Consider the following 13,793-nt stretch of genomic DNA (forward strand, 5'->3'; position numbering starts at 1 on the left):
GGTTAGATTATTTATTCAGAGTGGCGGTGTAGCTTGGGACATCAATGCCGTAGCGACTGGCCGGGAAGAATTTTAATTGGCTATCTCCGGCAAGTGATGTTTTTGCCTGAGCAGTCAGCGTCTGACCTGGAAGAATATAAGTCTGCTTAATTTTCATTTGCGTACCTGAAGGCTGAGCCACCAGATTTTCAGCCATACGCACCACGTAAGGAGAGTCATTTTTGACAGTAACTGTGTTACCGGATGCAGACCATTTCAGCAGTGTCCAGGCATCTTTTACGACCGCAAGACTTGCCGGATGAATCAGTACCGGAATATCCTGACGAATATTAATGGACACCCGGCTGTGATCGCTTTTTATTTTCGGTGGAATACCTTCAAAGGTCACGCGCTTCAAATGTTCTGTTGTTAATGGGGCATCGGTCGCCAGAATAAAACGCAGCTGTTGGGTCTGTCCATCTTCGACACGGGTGACGGGCTGGGTGACGGTCAGATGCGTACCTGTATCCCCAGGAATATCGACAATATTGGTATACAGCAGGGAAGGGTGCGGGTCGGTATTTTTAACATTAATGCTACCGCCTTTATCCTGCTCTTCAATAATAAGCAGCGAGGATTCTGGAACCATACCCGTGGCCAGTGCGGCGGCGGATTTAATAATAAGTAATAATGTAATGAGTTTTGCTGATTTTTTCAGGTGAACCATATTATCTCCAGTCGGTAATTAAATTATATTAAAAGGCGGAGGTTGATGACGAACATCGCTATCCGATGCCGTGCATTCTAATTAGGTGCACTGTTAAAATCAGCTCGAAAATAAACCAAAAACAAAGTCAATTTGGAGTCCGATTTTGCGATTTATTTATTTGCAAAATAGAAAAACAGCCGTATATCATTAACTTCTGAACAGATTCACTAAGGGTATTCATAATATGGATGCTGTATTTACCCGTGCTCAAAATGGGAACTGGCAATGATAAAATCATTAATGCGTGCAACAGCGGTTGTCCCGCTGCTGCTTTCACCTGATGTCATGGCCGCAGATACCGCGATTATCAAAGTCCAGGCCATGCTGGTAATGGGCTCCTGTACACCTTCGCTGGATAACGGTGGTCTGCTGGATTTTGGCGGATTTCCCGTGGATCACCTCTACGAAGACACCCCGAGCGGGCTGGATACGCGCAATATCAGCCTCCACATTACCTGTTCTGAACCTGTCGCGTTAGCCTTCACCTTTCAGGATGACCGCAGCGATACCCTGGACGGCGGCAGCGCGGATATTGCCACTTACGGATTTGGCATCGGCAAAGCAGCAGGGGGCGTGAATATCGGCCACTATTACCTCTACCTGGTCGGCCCCGACACGCCAGTGGTCAATAATGCCCCGGCCCGCACGATCTTCTCTGACAATAACGGCGCTGACTGGAATTTGGCCTCCAGCTCAACCCGCGCCTCAAACAGCGGCAGCAATCTGGCGGCCTTTTCCGATACTCAGGATTTCACCCATCCGCTGGCCGTTGAAACCGCCGAAGTGGAACTGTCAGTCCATCCCATCGTGCAAAGCCGCAAAACCCTGGCGCTGACGGACGACCAGCCGTATGAAGGGCTTGCGACGATAAGCCTGGTCTATCTCTAAGCCCTGTAAAAAGGTGTTGCATTTTACCGGTCAAAAACCCTGGCGATTAACTTTCTTGTAGCTACGCTTAAACAGGTAACCTATAGCGGGAGGGGTTATGTTGACTCATTCTGAAGCCAAACGGTGGGCATCGGTAATGCTGAAATCGGCGTTATGCGATGGGATGCAAACGGAGGAGATTTCTCGTCAGGTACACCTGGTCTGCGATCATCACGGGCGGGAGTGTCTGGAGGAGTTGATAGAAGAGATCTTAATTGAAGCAGGACGAATAGGGCCTAAGCACAGCAATGGTGAAATTCACCATCACTGAGCGTCAATATTCTGCTAACCGTTTTCATCCATCACGATGTTCTCACGCGGATCCGGGAGCAACTTTGCTCCCGGACAGCCGGTTTAGAAAATATCCTTCACTTTAAACAGCGCTACGGACTGTGACAGCAGGTTTGCCTGGCCATTCACGCCCGATGCGGTCGTCGCCACTTCTTCCACCAGCGCGGCGTTTTGCTGCGTAACGTGATCCATCTGCGTGATGGCGATGCGGATTTGTTCCACGCCGCGGCTCTGCTCTTCCGATGCCAGCGCGATGTTCTCCATCATCACGTTGACCTTACTGACGGCCCCGCTGATATCCAGCATGGTCTGGCTGGTTTTATTCGCCAGCTCCGCGCCTTCTTCGATATAGAGTCGTGATTCGTTAATCAGCGTGGTGATCTCTTTAGCGGAGTCCGTACAGCGGCGGGCCAGGTTTCTGACTTCCCCTGCGACCACCGCAAAACCGCGTCCGGACTGACCGGCACGGGCGGCTTCTACTGCGGCGTTAAGAGCCAGAATGTTGGTCTGGAACGCGATGCTGTCGATAACGCTGATAATCTCAACCATCTTCTGGGCGCTCTGGCTGATGGCTTCCATCTTCTTCATCATGCCGCGCATCTGCTCTTCGCCTTCGTTGGCAATACCGGCGGCATTCTGCACCATCTGTGCCGCTTCAAGCGCATTGTCGGTATTCAGTTTCACCGTAGAGGTGATCTGCTCCATGCTCGCGGCGGTTTCCACGACGGCGGCTGCCTGCTCTTCGGTACGACGGGAGAGGTCGCTGTTGCCCGCTGAAATCTCCTGCGTGCCGATATTGATCGACTCAACGCCCTGACGGATAGAGACCACGGTGGAGTTCAGCTCGGCCTGCATGGTTTGCAGCGAGGCGCACAGCAAACCAATTTCATTGCTGTTTTCGACGTGGATTTCCCCGGTCAGATCGCCTTTACCAATAAACTCGAAATGCTCAGCCACTTCCTGCAGCGGAAGGACTAACATTTTGCGCATCCAGCCGTTGATCACAAAGAACAAGACGGCAGCCACCACCAGCATGGCGATCATCACATACAGGGCAAAGTGATAGGAGCTGTTGCTGTAACTGATGACGCCGTCCAGATTGCTCTGTGTGGTATCAATGTAAGAGCGATATTCATCATCCCAGGCCTGGCGAACCTGCTGGGTGGTTTCGGCATATTTGGCTAACGCGGACTTCAGCTCCTGCGGATCGTTCACATTGATCACCAGGCCCGCATTATGCGTAATCACGCCCATTTGCTGGTCGTAACGGTCTTTCATTCTCTCGCCGACTTCGGGATGAATGGTTGAAAGCCCTGGGATCTGCACAAACAGCTGATACTGCTCGGCAGCGGTCTGCATCTCTTTGCGGATACTCTCCTGGATACCCGGCTCGTCAATATCATCGCCGTGAGTTTTGGCCTGAGCGGCAGTATCAATGATAACTCGCGCGCGCAAAATGGCGTTACGCACGTTGTTAAGCGCCTTTTGCTCTCCGGCGTTGTAACTCAGAGTCTGAATATCACTGTTGCTGCGGTGGAGGAAGTAGAGCCCCAGGCCGCTGGAAAGAATGAGCATGAGCGTAAATGTCGTCAGAACGATCAACAGCCCGACGCTGATTTTAATATTTTTCACAATAAACCCCTTTGTAACCTGTAGCGAGTACCATCAATGTTGGAAGGGTTATCGGCACGGGGGGAGGTGTCTTGATTCGCAGAAACAGCAAAAGCAGCCCAAAACCAAAATATGACGTTTACTGTTTTTTCTGAGGGGAAAAGCGAGATTTAAACTTGATGATCCGGATGCGTATGTCAGGCGGGGCGCGATGTCGCAAAAAAAAAGCCCACTATAAAGTGGGCAAGAAATACTGGAAGCAATGTGAGCAATGTCGTACTGAATACCTGAGTGTTTTGCTCAACTATCCAGTGTTGAGAAAGATAATCTTTCTCAACTAAAGTTGCAACCCCATCTTTTGTGTGGCGCAGTATTTTTTTACTGCTGATAAAACGCGCAGTCAGGCAGTGTGATCCTTATCACAAATTTCATTTTGGTGATCCTGTGCTATCCTTTTCTGTGTCGTTGATTTAATGACAAAAACCATACAGAGAGGAAAGCTATGGGAATTTTATCCTGGATTATCTTTGGGCTTATTGCGGGGATTCTGGCGAAGTGGATCATGCCGGGCAAAGATGGCGGCGGGTTCTTCGTCACAGTGATACTGGGGGTCGTGGGCGCCGTCGTCGGCGGCTGGATCAGCACCCTGTTCGGTTTTGGTAAAGTCGATGGCTTTAACTTCGGCAGCTTTGCTGTTGCGGTGATCGGCGCGCTGGTCGTTCTGTTTATCTACAGAAAAATCAAAAGCTAAGCGTCAGAAACGTGAAAAAGGCTGCCATCGGGCTAATGCTGGTCAGTTAAGCACCTGAGGTTATTCCGTTCACCTTATGTTCCGCAGAATATAATCGCTTCACAACCTGTGAACGTGAAAAGGGGGCCACGCGGCCCCCTTTTCAATCCCCGCGCCCCGCAAAGAAATCGGTGCTTCGCACTGCGCTCACCTCCCGGCCAGCTGCCTGCGGTCGGCTCGACTCGACTTCCTGTCTCGTTTCGCCTCTGGCCGCCATCCCTGGCGTCCAGCCCTTGTCATCTGGCCTCCGGTTCGCCGATTTCAGCGGGGACCCACACCGGCGCCACATGCAGACAGCTGTGAAGGTTGAGGGAGCGGGAGTCCGGCTGAAAATCGCTGAGGCGTTGACTGGAGGCAGGGGCAACGCACAGGGATGTGCGTCGAGGGCGCGACTTACAGGGATGTTACCTGCGCCCGTCCCCGTCAGCCGAAAGGAATAAGACGAAGGCACCGCGAAGCGGCGATTTTCTTGGCCGGGAGCCGGGGTTGCCAGGGTGGTGGCGATTGAGCCACCCTGGCACGTTCACCGCAGAGAGATGGACCGGAAGCAGAGGAACGAAAGTGAACGGAACAATTCCACTGAAGCCATAAAGGTCCTGAGCAAGCAAAATAATGAATTTAAATTCATTATTTTGCTTAACTGACTGGCATTAGCCATCGGGCAGCCTTTTTCGTTTGCAGAGGTCACCACCAGCCGAGCTGGGTGCCTGCCACAGCCACTACCGCGACGATCAACATAATAATGGTTGTCTTGCGCATTTACGCCCCCGGCGCGGCGTAACCGCCGACAAAAAACCACGTTAAAAAGACCACTGCCGTGATAAAAATCACGACCGGGAAAACAATTCCGATCCTCATCACATCACCTCTAAGGTTTCCTTGCCCGCAGAGTGTACGGGGTTACTCCTCCGGGAGAAAGCGCGTTTTGCTTTTGCCTTTTTTCTCCCGATACATCGCCGTATCCGCAGCGCGCAGCGCGCTGTCAGCATCGGTATCGGCAGGATCGACTTCGACTACGCCCAGGCTTGCGCCAGGATAAACCAGATGCACGTTGCCGAGCCAGTATTCCCCGGCAATTGACGCTCCGATCTGCGTGCGCAGAATATTTATCTGCGCGTTGTCGGCCGCGTTATCGCCCTTACTCAGACACGCCACCAAAAACTCATCGCCGCCGAGTCGGCCCACGATATCATCTTCTGTCTGCCCGTCGGTCAGCCGCTTACCCACTTCTACTAAAAACTGGTCGCCAGTCTCATGACCAAAGCGATCGTTGATGAGCTTAAAATCATCCAGATCGATGTAGGCGATAATGGCGTTGCGCTTGAGATGACGCGCCAGCGAGAAGAGGGTATTGAGATTATCAAAAATCGCGCGGCGGTTGGGTAAACCGGTCAGCGCATCCGTATACGAATGGGCGATCAGGGCCGCGTTGGCTTCGCGCAGCTGAATGACTAAGGACTCTTTCTGAATGTACTGGGCGATGAGACCGGCAAACAGCTGCAGCACCTGCTCACCGCGGTCGCTCAGGGTCTGTTTCTGCGTACTGGCCGCGCAGAGGGTACCGTACAGCGACCCATCGGCCAGATGAATAGGAATACTCACGTAGGTCGTGATACCCAGCGCTTTGGCCGCGTCGCAATCCGCCCAGCGTTCCGCCACCTCGTTGCTGAAAAAGCAGTTACTGTCGATGGCGCGCTTACACAGGGTATCGCCCCAGGGCACGCTCAGCCCCTCGGGGATCTGCATCTGCTTGCTGTTGCGGGCGTAAAGAATGTGCTGCAAACGCGCATTGATATCGACTTTCGTCAGATAGGTCGATTCCATATCGGTGACAATCTCCAGCATCTCCAGGAGCTGACGCACCAGGCTTTCAAGAGATTGTTCGGTTGCGAGGGTTTCTGAAACACGGGCAAGAATAATATCCGACATGACGTAGGTAGACTCCCATGCAGAAGACGCCAGTATCTGCATGTTGTGCTGAATTTTTCGGCTGGGGCATAGTAGAACACGAATACAGGAAATTTTATATATTGTCGCGGCAGGTGCCGCAGGGCAGGCGAAAAAAAGCCCCGCCGTTGAGGGCAGGGCAAAAGACATCTTGATTACGGAATGATGTTCTCTGGTCATTGAGAACGCAGCCACTATAGGGTGAAAAAGTGCAGGTTTAATGGAGAAATCATGGAGAAAACGCCGAAGAGTCGGTACGCTTTACGCTCTGCAAACAGAAAGGACAATACGATGCGATATCTGCTGCTGGCGATGGCTCTGCCGTTAGCCGCCTGTTCGACCCCTCCCGATGCGCCAAAACCGCCGCAAATCGGTATGGCGAATCCTGCTGCCGTCTACTGCGTGAAGAAGGGCGGAGAGCGCGTTCCGGTACAAAGTCCGCAGGGCGTTCGCACCGAGTGCAAACTGCCGGGCGGGGAAGTGATTGACGAGTGGGATCTGTTCCGCCGCGATCACCCCACGCCTGCCACGTGACAGTCAAGGCGCGACTGCGATACACTTCTCTTTAAGAATTATCTCAGTCCCCGGGGCTGATAACCCTTACCGCGAGAGAAGTATGTTCCAGTTAAAACCGGGCAGCCTGTGCATGGTCATTGGCGCCCGCACCGCCGCCGGGCGGCGCAATATCGGCAAATCCGTTGAGCTTTTTGAACTCTGCAAGCCAGGCGAGCGTTTTCTCAATCCGGTCAACGGCGTGATGACCGAACTGCCTGCCAGCGCCGACCGCGCCCTGTGGCTGGTTACCGGCGATGTTTTTGCTGTCGATAATCAGCATGGGTTCGCGTTTGTGCGACCGGAACATCTCCTGCCGCTGACGCCGGACGACGCCTCCGAAACACTCGACGAGTTAACCTACAGCTAACTGACGCAGCCAGTCGGCTAACACCAGGGCGTGATTCTGCTGAGTATTCTTCGCGCCGTAGAGCAGCGTCACGGTCTGTTTTTGGGCGAGGGCGGCCACACGTTTTCCCTCGTCTCGTTGCTGGTCCAGCTCCTGCTGATACGCCTCGCGAAAAGCGGTGAAATCAATGGTTTCGCCGTGGAAGGCTTTGCGTAGATCGCTTGAAGGCGTCAGCGCTTTGCACCACTCATCAAACGCCAGATCCTCTTTTTTGACGCCGCGCGGCCACAGCCGGTCGACCAGAATGCGATAGCCGTCGTCCGGACTCGCCGCGTCATACACCCGTTTACACTGAATCATTGTCTCTCTCCTCAACCCAGGCGATCAGCTCTGCAAGCTGGTTGTCGGAAAATACCTGAATACCATGTTCACGTAACAACGCGGCGGCGACACCCATTCCACGGCGTTTTTGCCCGCTGAACGTGCCGTCGTAGATCTGTTCGCTGCCGCAGGTCGGGCTGCCGTCGGTGAGCAGCGCGGCGCTGCACTTTCCCTCCTGAGCGGCGCGTAACGCCAGCCAGGCGGCAAGCTGATAGTGCGCGGTAACATCGCTGCCGTCGCTTTCCAGAATTCGCGCATGGCCTGCCATCACCTCAGTTCCGCCGCCGTCCACAATCTCAGCCGGTAAACGGGGGATCGACAATCCTGCCGCCAGCTCCGGGCAGTGGGTGACCAGGCGTTGCTCAAGCTGCCAGCGGTGGAGGGTTGCAGAGATCGCCGCTTTTTCGCTGCCGTTATAGCGAACTTTGTGGCCCATCAGGCAGGCGCTGACCAGAATTTTGGTTTTCATAACGATCCGAAGAAGGGGGGGAAATACGTTACCACTATACCACCCGAGTTTTTCCCCCTCCAATTTAAGGTATTGTGAAGCCTGCAAAAGATCGGTAGGCTGAGGTTCCTTATGTTATCTGATAATTCTCTGGCATATGGAACCCCTCATGGAACACACCCCGGTAAAAGATACGCTGCGCATTGCCCTTGTCGGTGACTACAACCCTGACGTTATCGCCCATCAGGCGATCCCTTTATCCATCGATGATGCCGCTGCCGTTCTGGATTTAACGGCGGATTACGACTGGATCGCCACCCCCGAGCTGACCAGCCCGGAAGATCTGGTGGGTTACGACGCGATCTGGCTGGTTCCGGCAAGTCCTTATAAAAATGTCGACGGGGCCTTCATCGCCGCTCGCTTTGCGCGTGAAAACAGCATTCCGTTCCTCGGCACCTGCGGCGGGTTCCAGCATGCGCTGATTGAGTATGCGCGCAACGTGCTGGGCTGGAGCGATGCGGCCCACGCGGAAACCGACACCGACGGCAGAATGGTGATCGCGCCATTGACCTGCTCGCTGGTGGAAAAAACGGACACCATCGAGCTTCGCGCCAATACGATTATCGCCAAAGCCTATGGTCGGGAAGAGATTGAAGAGGGGTATCACTGCAACTACGGCGTCTCGCCTGAGTTCACGCAGGAGCTGGAAAGCGGCGATATGCGCGTGACGGGCTGGGATGAGCAGGGTGAAATCCGGGCGGTTGAGCTGGTGACGCATCCGTTCTTCGTCGCCACCCTGTTCCAGCACGAGCGCGGCGCGCTGGCGGGGCGTCCGGTGCCGCTGGTGCAGGCGATGCTCCACGCCGCACGCAGCTAAACGAGCAGGCCGCCCGGCCTGCCGTCAGACTCAGTTGGGCGTGATCTCGCGGTCGCGCCCGGCAAGCACCCCACAGACCGCCATCACTACCCCCGCCAGGGCGCAGGCCATCAGCGGAATTCGCCAGTCACCTGCCGTATCATGAATTTTCCCCATCAGCGGAGGCCCACAGGCCGCCAGCAGATAGCCTACCGATTGCGCCATGCCGGAAAGTGCCGCCGCCTGATGCGCCGAGCTGGCGCGCAGGCCGATAAAGGTCAGGCCGAGAATCATGGTCGCGCCGGACCCAAAGCCGTAGACAATCGTCCAGAGCACCGCCTGATCCGGCACAAACCAGAACCCGGCCAGACTCACGGCGCACATCAGGGCCGATAATCCGGCGATGCCGCGCTGATCTTTCAGCTTATGCAGCAGCAACGGCACGGCCAGGCCCGGGGCGGCTGTCGCCAGCTGCAGCAAACCGTGCATCGACCCGGCTTCGGTTTCGCTGTAACCGTGGCTGAGCAAAATCGCCGGCAGCCAGCCGATAATCACGTAGTAAATGAGCGAGTTAATTCCAAGGAACAGCGTCACCTGCCAGGCCAGCGCCGAGCGCCAGATCCCACGGTTATGCAGCGCCCGCGCGCCGCTTAATGAGGCGGTATGCTTCTGACGCCACTGGGGCAGCCACAGCAGCGTCGCCACCAGCGGGAACACCATCAGCATCAGCAGCGCGCCGTGCCAGCCCGCGCCGCTCAGCGCCAGCGGGACGATCATCGCCGAACCCAGCGCGGCCGCCGCGCCCATGGTCAGAGAGTAGGCCCCGGTGAGTTTGGCCACCTGGCCGGGGAAATCGCGTTTAATCAGGCCGGGAAGCAGCACGTTGCCGAGCGCAATGCCGCAGCCAATCACCGCCGTGCCGATAAACAGCAGCGCGGAGGAGGGCAGCGAACGGATGCCAATGCCTGCGCAAATAAGCAGCATGGCGATAAACAGGCTGCGCTCCATGCCGATTTTGCGCGCCACACCGGCGGCGAGCGGAGAGATCAGGGCAAAAGCCAGCAGCGGCAGGGTGGTCAGTAAACCGGTCTGGGCGGTGGTCAGGCCGTAGTCATGGCGAATCATGTCCAGCAGAGGGGCCGCGCCGGTAAAGGTCACGCGCAGCGTGGTGGCAATCATCAGGATACCGGCAATCAGCAGCAGGCGATCCTTGCCGGAAGAGGGAATGGCAGTGGTCATGGTTTTCTCTTACATCGTAACGAGGGCACACAATACCCGTTTTCAGCGGTGTTTGAATCAAGCTAAAATGACAGTTTATCGCTCATATCGGACAACTTTATGCAAGGTCTTAGACTCGACGGTTACGATCCTGATAGCCAGCACGATGCGGCCGTGGCGTTTCGCATCCGCGTGGTGGAAGACGAACAACGCATTCCCGTCCATCAGCATCGCAAAGGTCAGCTGATCCTCGCCCTGCGCGGGGCCATCACCTGCGAAGTGGAAAACGCGATGTGGATGGTGCCGCCGCAGTACGCGGTGTGGATCCCTGGGCAAATTCCGCACAGCAACAAAGCCACGCCCGGCGCGCAGCTCTGTTTTCTGTTTATCGAGCCCGGCGCGGTGACGCTGCCGGATCGCTGCTGCACGCTGAAAATTTCCCCGCTGGTACGCGAGCTGATTTTGACGCTGGCAGCCAAAACGCCCGAAGAGCTGTCGCTTGCGGCGACGACCCGGCTGGTGGATGTGCTGTTTGACGAAGTGCCGCAGCAGCCGCAGGAGCAACTTCAGCTTCCGGTTTCACCGCACCCGAAAATTCGCATGATGAGCGAAACCATGGCGGAACACCCCGCCGAATGGCAGACGCTGGCCCAGTGGGCAAACCACTTTGCCATGAGCGAGCGCAATCTGGCGCGGCTGGTGGTGAAGGAAACGGGACTCAGTTTTCGTCGCTGGCGGCATCAGCTGCAGCTGATTGTGGCGCTCCAGCTGTTAATCAGCGGCAAATCGGTGCAGCAGGCGGCGCAGTCACTGGGGTATGACTCCACCACCGCGTTCATCACCATGTTCAAGAAAGGGCTGGGACAAACCCCCGCACGCTATATCGCCAGTCTGTCTACGACTTCCCAATAAACAGCGAGACCAGCCCGGCGGCAATCAGCGGGCCGACCGGTACGCCGCGGAACAGCGCCACGCCGAGCACCGTCCCGACCAGCAGACCGGCGACCAGAGAGGGCTGGGAGCTCATCAGCGTCACACCGCGCCCGCCAAGCCAGGAGACAAACACGCCCACGGCGATCGCCACCAGCGATTTCCAGTTCACAAATGAGTGTAAAAGCGTCGATGCCGGGAGCGTGCCGCTGGCGATCGGGGCCATTACGCCGATGGTCAGAATAATAATCCCGATGGTCAGGCCCTGTTTTTCAATCCACGGGAAGAAGGTATTGAGCGGGGTGACGCGTACGATAATTAACACCAGGATCGAAATCGCCACCGTGGTGTTGTGGCTGACAAAGCCGAGCGCCGCCAGCGCCAGCAGGATCAGCAGGGTAGGGTCAAACATGAGGGGTTCCTTGCCAGAAAAAGTAAGCCTGCTTACTTTACCCGCAAAGCCGTGCGTAAACAGGCTTTTATCGACAAATCTCTCAAATTTGGGCGGCTGCCTGAGGCGAATTTATCCTCATCACATTATTCATCCGGCTGACCTGTTATTGTCATGCCATTGTCATCTGTGTGGATTAAAAATAAGCAAAGGCAGCAAAAGGGGAATCAACATGAACGATCACATGTTTGTCGAAACGCTGATTATCTCGTCTACGTTTTTCACCATCGCGATGATTCTGGTGGCGTCGGTGATGTTCTTGGAAAAGCACGACTGACAGCGCTGTCAGCCGCGACGTTCAGGACCGGCGAAAGGCAACCAGCTCCGGCTGGGCGATACGCAGATAATCTGCACTGCTCATGATCACCGATTTTTCCAGCAGGCCGGCGTTAAAGGCGATTTCATCAAAACGCTCGAACAGGAGCGGATCGGCGACCAGCGTCAGATCGGGATGAAAGCTGAAAGGCGGGATGGCACCGAAGACACAGGCGGTTAAATCGTCCACTTCCGCCGGGCTTGCCAGCGACGCTTTGATCCCACCAAAATGGCTGGCCAGTTGACTCAGATCGGCCTGCTGATCCGCCGCCAGAATCGCCAGGATATGCTTTTTCACCCCGTTTCCCTTCACTTTGCACACCAGCGCTTTGGCACCCTGACCGAGTTCCGTCCCGCGAATTTCGCTGACCGCTTCGCATTTTCCGACCGCCTCATGCTCCACCACCCGGTATTGCGCGCCCTGTTCGGATAACAGCGCAATCAGCCGCTGATGAGTATGGGTGCCTTTGATCGCTTCGGACATGATTGTTTTTCCCTGTGACCTGGTGAGATGCAGGGTCTACATTATCACATTTCATTTTGATCGTGCGGGCGAGGGATGAACAGAAAACAGCCAGCGTTTTGCGCTGGCTGTTTATTATGCGTTGCTGGTACTTTGCGTGTGGAACAGTTCGCGGAAGACCGGATAAATATCATCCTGGTCGCGGATATGCTGCATGGCAAAATTATCGAACATCGCCTGCAGGTGCTCATATTCCCGCCACAGCGTTTGATGCGCGCGACGGGTGATTTCGATGTAGCTGTAATACCGCACCACCGGCAAAATTTTCTTCGCCAGTATTTCGTGACACAGCGGAGAGTCATCCGCCCAGTTATCGCCATCGGACGCCTGCGCGGCATAGATATTCCACTGTGCCGGGTCGTAGCGCTCTTTGACCACTTCATCCATCAGCTTCAAGGCGCTAGACACAATGGTCCCGCCCGTCTCCTGAGAGTAGAAGAACTCATGCTCATCCACCTCTTTGGCCTGGGTGTGGTGGCGGATGTAAACCACATCCACGTTCTTATAGGTTCTGCTCAGGAACAGATACAGCAGAATATAAAAGCGCTTCGCCATATCCTTGGTGGCCTGATCCATCGAACCGGAGACGTCCATCAGGCAGAACATCACCGCCTGGCTGGAAGGTTCCGGACGTTTCTCGTAGTTCTTGTAACGCAGGTCAAAGGTGTCGATAAACGGCACGCGATCGATTTTCGCCCGTAATTCGGCAATCTCTTTGCGCAGCCGTTCTTCCTCCAGCAGCTGTGCGGGCTCGGTGTTCTCGACAGTTTTCAGGCTGACTTCCAGCTCGCGCAGTTCGCGACGTTTGCCTGCCGTCATCGCCGTACGACGGGCCAGCGAATTTTGCAAAGAACGCACGACGCTGATGTTCGCCGGAACGCCGTTGGCGGTGTAACCCGCGCGGTGGGTTTTGTACTCGTTTAACTGACGATGCTGGTTTTTCTTCAGGTTTGGCAGCGCCAAATCCTCGAACAACAGATCGAGATACTCATCTTTGGAAATCTGGAAGACGAACTCATCCTGGCCTTCACCGTCCTGGCTCGCTTGCCCCTGACCGCTGCCCGAACCGCCGCCTCCGCCCTGCGGGCGTTCAATGCGATCGTTCTGGACGAAGTGGTCATTACCCGGGTGTACGCGATGGCGCAAGCCGCCCCGTCCCTGATGGAACATCGGTTCGCTAATATCATCCGTCGGGATAGAGACGGACTCGCCGCTATCCACATCGGTCACCGAACGTTTGTTGATGGCCTCGGAGATCGACTGTTTAATTTGCGCTTTATAACGACGCAAGAAGCGCTGGCGATTCACCGTGCTCTTGTTTTTGCCGTTAAGACGCCGGTCAATAAACCAGGTCATATGCCCCCCGTACTGCATTGCCAACTTTCGCGCTACCTGTCTGCCGGATGCGCTCACGCTTATCCGGCCTACGGATCGCTGTCGTTGTAGGCCCGGTAAG

At 55.4% G+C, this 13,793-nt stretch carries 18 protein-coding genes; 7 read left to right on the forward strand and 11 right to left on the reverse strand.

The genetic code is table 11. The features are described from left to right. Positions 1 to 7: 7 nt before the first annotated feature. Positions 8 to 706, reverse strand: a complete 699-nt coding sequence (locus U9O48_RS09060; RefSeq protein WP_282494958.1) for a fimbria/pilus chaperone family protein — start codon at positions 704 to 706, stop codon at positions 8 to 10. A gap of 267 nt (positions 707 to 973) precedes the next feature. On the opposite strand from U9O48_RS09060, the gene U9O48_RS09065 reads away from it, so the two are divergent. Next, entirely contained in the window at positions 974 to 1,636 is a 663-nt protein-coding gene (locus tag U9O48_RS09065; protein ID WP_324724127.1) for a DUF1120 domain-containing protein, read from the forward strand. 393 nt (positions 1,637 to 2,029) lie between these two features. Here the strand turns inward: U9O48_RS09065 and U9O48_RS09070 are convergent, their stop codons facing one another. Beyond that, a complete protein-coding gene (locus U9O48_RS09070; protein ID WP_285150742.1) occupies positions 2,030 to 3,598 on the reverse strand; it encodes a methyl-accepting chemotaxis protein in 1,569 nt (522 codons plus the stop codon). Between the two features lie 481 nt (positions 3,599 to 4,079). Here U9O48_RS09070 and U9O48_RS09075 point away from each other — a divergent pair, with 481 nt between their 5' ends. Beyond that, on the forward strand, positions 4,080 to 4,328 hold the full coding sequence (locus tag U9O48_RS09075) for a GlsB/YeaQ/YmgE family stress response membrane protein (protein WP_154125112.1): 249 nt from the start codon (positions 4,080 to 4,082) through the stop codon (positions 4,326 to 4,328). A 723-nt stretch (positions 4,329 to 5,051) separates the two neighbouring features. Here U9O48_RS09075 and yoaJ read toward each other — a convergent pair. Genes yoaJ through U9O48_RS09085 form a run of 3 tightly spaced genes read right to left on the reverse strand, consistent with a single transcriptional unit; the run spans position 5,052 to position 6,296 of the window. After that, a complete protein-coding gene (gene yoaJ, locus U9O48_RS23335) occupies positions 5,052 to 5,126 on the reverse strand; it encodes a protein YoaJ (protein ID WP_107704291.1) in 75 nt (24 codons plus the stop codon). Then, complete coding sequence (locus U9O48_RS09080) at positions 5,127 to 5,225, reverse strand: YoaK family small membrane protein (protein WP_041689378.1); 99 nt, start codon at positions 5,223 to 5,225, stop codon at positions 5,127 to 5,129. A gap of 42 nt (positions 5,226 to 5,267) precedes the next feature. Beyond that, positions 5,268 to 6,296, reverse strand: a complete 1,029-nt coding sequence (locus U9O48_RS09085; protein WP_285155573.1) for a sensor domain-containing diguanylate cyclase — start codon at positions 6,294 to 6,296, stop codon at positions 5,268 to 5,270. A 309-nt stretch (positions 6,297 to 6,605) separates the two neighbouring features. On the opposite strand from U9O48_RS09085, the gene U9O48_RS09090 reads away from it, so the two are divergent. Further along, positions 6,606 to 6,848, forward strand: a complete 243-nt coding sequence (locus U9O48_RS09090) for a DUF333 domain-containing protein (protein WP_324724131.1) — start codon at positions 6,606 to 6,608, stop codon at positions 6,846 to 6,848. 82 nt (positions 6,849 to 6,930) lie between these two features. Continuing rightward, positions 6,931 to 7,236 (forward strand): hypothetical protein, encoded by a 306-nt coding sequence (locus tag U9O48_RS09095; RefSeq protein WP_324724132.1) that lies wholly within the window; start codon positions 6,931 to 6,933, stop codon positions 7,234 to 7,236. On the opposite strand, the gene U9O48_RS09100 is transcribed toward U9O48_RS09095, so the two are convergent. Beyond that, positions 7,222 to 7,575 carry a DUF488 domain-containing protein gene (locus tag U9O48_RS09100; protein ID WP_324724133.1) on the reverse strand — a complete coding sequence of 118 codons (354 nt, stop codon included), beginning with the start codon at positions 7,573 to 7,575 and terminating at the stop codon, positions 7,222 to 7,224. The two genes, U9O48_RS09095 and U9O48_RS09100, sit on opposite strands and share 15 nt — an antisense overlap. After that, positions 7,562 to 8,065 carry a DUF523 domain-containing protein gene (locus U9O48_RS09105; protein WP_324724134.1) on the reverse strand — a complete coding sequence of 168 codons (504 nt, stop codon included), beginning with the start codon at positions 8,063 to 8,065 and terminating at the stop codon, positions 7,562 to 7,564. Before U9O48_RS09105 ends, U9O48_RS09100 begins: the two co-directional genes overlap by 14 nt. A 148-nt stretch (positions 8,066 to 8,213) precedes the next feature. Here U9O48_RS09105 and U9O48_RS09110 point away from each other — a divergent pair, with 148 nt between their 5' ends. Further along, the gene (locus U9O48_RS09110; protein WP_285150739.1) at positions 8,214 to 8,921 is read left to right on the forward strand and encodes a CTP synthase; all 708 of its coding nucleotides are present in this window, start codon (positions 8,214 to 8,216) and stop codon (positions 8,919 to 8,921) included. Positions 8,922 to 8,951: 30 nt separating this feature from the next. Here U9O48_RS09110 and U9O48_RS09115 read toward each other — a convergent pair whose 3' ends face one another. Continuing rightward, positions 8,952 to 10,139, reverse strand: a complete 1,188-nt coding sequence (locus U9O48_RS09115) for a CynX/NimT family MFS transporter (RefSeq protein ID WP_324724135.1) — start codon at positions 10,137 to 10,139, stop codon at positions 8,952 to 8,954. A 99-nt stretch (positions 10,140 to 10,238) separates the two neighbouring features. On the opposite strand from U9O48_RS09115, the gene U9O48_RS09120 reads away from it, so the two are divergent. Then, a complete protein-coding gene (locus U9O48_RS09120) occupies positions 10,239 to 11,030 on the forward strand; it encodes a helix-turn-helix transcriptional regulator (RefSeq protein WP_324724137.1) in 792 nt (263 codons plus the stop codon). On the opposite strand, the gene U9O48_RS09125 is transcribed toward U9O48_RS09120, so the two are convergent. Further along, positions 11,014 to 11,460: a DUF441 domain-containing protein gene (locus tag U9O48_RS09125; RefSeq protein WP_003857881.1), complete on the reverse strand. Its 447-nt coding sequence runs from the start codon at positions 11,458 to 11,460 to the stop codon at positions 11,014 to 11,016. The two genes, U9O48_RS09120 and U9O48_RS09125, sit on opposite strands and share 17 nt — an antisense overlap. A gap of 211 nt (positions 11,461 to 11,671) precedes the next feature. Here U9O48_RS09125 and yoaI point away from each other — a divergent pair, with 211 nt between their 5' ends. Then, complete coding sequence (gene yoaI / locus U9O48_RS09130; RefSeq protein ID WP_282494969.1) at positions 11,672 to 11,776, forward strand: small membrane protein YoaI; 105 nt, start codon at positions 11,672 to 11,674, stop codon at positions 11,774 to 11,776. Positions 11,777 to 11,797: 21 nt separating this feature from the next. Here yoaI and U9O48_RS09135 read toward each other — a convergent pair whose 3' ends face one another. Both U9O48_RS09135 and U9O48_RS09140 read right to left on the reverse strand, forming a co-directional pair. Next, entirely contained in the window at positions 11,798 to 12,298 is a 501-nt protein-coding gene (locus U9O48_RS09135; protein ID WP_324724139.1) for a YbaK/prolyl-tRNA synthetase associated domain-containing protein, read from the reverse strand. Between the two features lie 114 nt (positions 12,299 to 12,412). Further along, the gene (locus U9O48_RS09140; RefSeq protein WP_282494971.1) at positions 12,413 to 13,693 is read right to left on the reverse strand and encodes a YeaH/YhbH family protein; all 1,281 of its coding nucleotides are present in this window, start codon (positions 13,691 to 13,693) and stop codon (positions 12,413 to 12,415) included. Positions 13,694 to 13,793: the final 100 nt, after the last annotated feature.

The sequence above is a fragment of the Lelliottia sp. JS-SCA-14 genome, from assembly GCF_035593345.1.
GTDB classification, from domain to species: Bacteria; Pseudomonadota; Gammaproteobacteria; order Enterobacterales; family Enterobacteriaceae; genus Enterobacter; species Enterobacter wanjuensis.

What these genes read in the sequence shown, in the direction of transcription:
- U9O48_RS09120 (WP_324724137.1), top strand. Translation starts at nt 10,239, where the DNA reads ATGCAAGGTCTTAGACTCGACGGTTACGATCCTGATAGCCAGCACGAT.
- U9O48_RS09075 (WP_154125112.1), top strand. Translation starts at nt 4,080, where the DNA reads ATGGGAATTTTATCCTGGATTATCTTTGGGCTTATTGCGGGGATTCTG.
- U9O48_RS09090 (WP_324724131.1), top strand. Translation starts at nt 6,606, where the DNA reads ATGCGATATCTGCTGCTGGCGATGGCTCTGCCGTTAGCCGCCTGTTCG.
- U9O48_RS09110 (WP_285150739.1), top strand. Translation starts at nt 8,214, where the DNA reads ATGGAACACACCCCGGTAAAAGATACGCTGCGCATTGCCCTTGTCGGT.
- U9O48_RS09105 (WP_324724134.1), bottom strand. Translation starts at nt 8,065, where the DNA reads ATGAAAACCAAAATTCTGGTCAGCGCCTGCCTGATGGGCCACAAAGTT.
- U9O48_RS09080 (WP_041689378.1), bottom strand. Translation starts at nt 5,225, where the DNA reads ATGAGGATCGGAATTGTTTTCCCGGTCGTGATTTTTATCACGGCAGTG.
- U9O48_RS09060 (WP_282494958.1), bottom strand. Translation starts at nt 706, where the DNA reads ATGGTTCACCTGAAAAAATCAGCAAAACTCATTACATTATTACTTATT.
- U9O48_RS09140 (WP_282494971.1), bottom strand. Translation starts at nt 13,693, where the DNA reads ATGACCTGGTTTATTGACCGGCGTCTTAACGGCAAAAACAAGAGCACG.
- U9O48_RS09125 (WP_003857881.1), bottom strand. Translation starts at nt 11,460, where the DNA reads ATGTTTGACCCTACCCTGCTGATCCTGCTGGCGCTGGCGGCGCTCGGC.
- yoaI (WP_282494969.1), top strand. Translation starts at nt 11,672, where the DNA reads ATGAACGATCACATGTTTGTCGAAACGCTGATTATCTCGTCTACGTTT.
- U9O48_RS09135 (WP_324724139.1), bottom strand. Translation starts at nt 12,298, where the DNA reads ATGTCCGAAGCGATCAAAGGCACCCATACTCATCAGCGGCTGATTGCG.
- U9O48_RS09100 (WP_324724133.1), bottom strand. Translation starts at nt 7,575, where the DNA reads ATGATTCAGTGTAAACGGGTGTATGACGCGGCGAGTCCGGACGACGGC.
- U9O48_RS09065 (WP_324724127.1), top strand. Translation starts at nt 974, where the DNA reads ATGATAAAATCATTAATGCGTGCAACAGCGGTTGTCCCGCTGCTGCTT.
- U9O48_RS09085 (WP_285155573.1), bottom strand. Translation starts at nt 6,296, where the DNA reads ATGTCGGATATTATTCTTGCCCGTGTTTCAGAAACCCTCGCAACCGAA.
- U9O48_RS09115 (WP_324724135.1), bottom strand. Translation starts at nt 10,139, where the DNA reads ATGACCACTGCCATTCCCTCTTCCGGCAAGGATCGCCTGCTGCTGATT.
- U9O48_RS09095 (WP_324724132.1), top strand. Translation starts at nt 6,931, where the DNA reads ATGTTCCAGTTAAAACCGGGCAGCCTGTGCATGGTCATTGGCGCCCGC.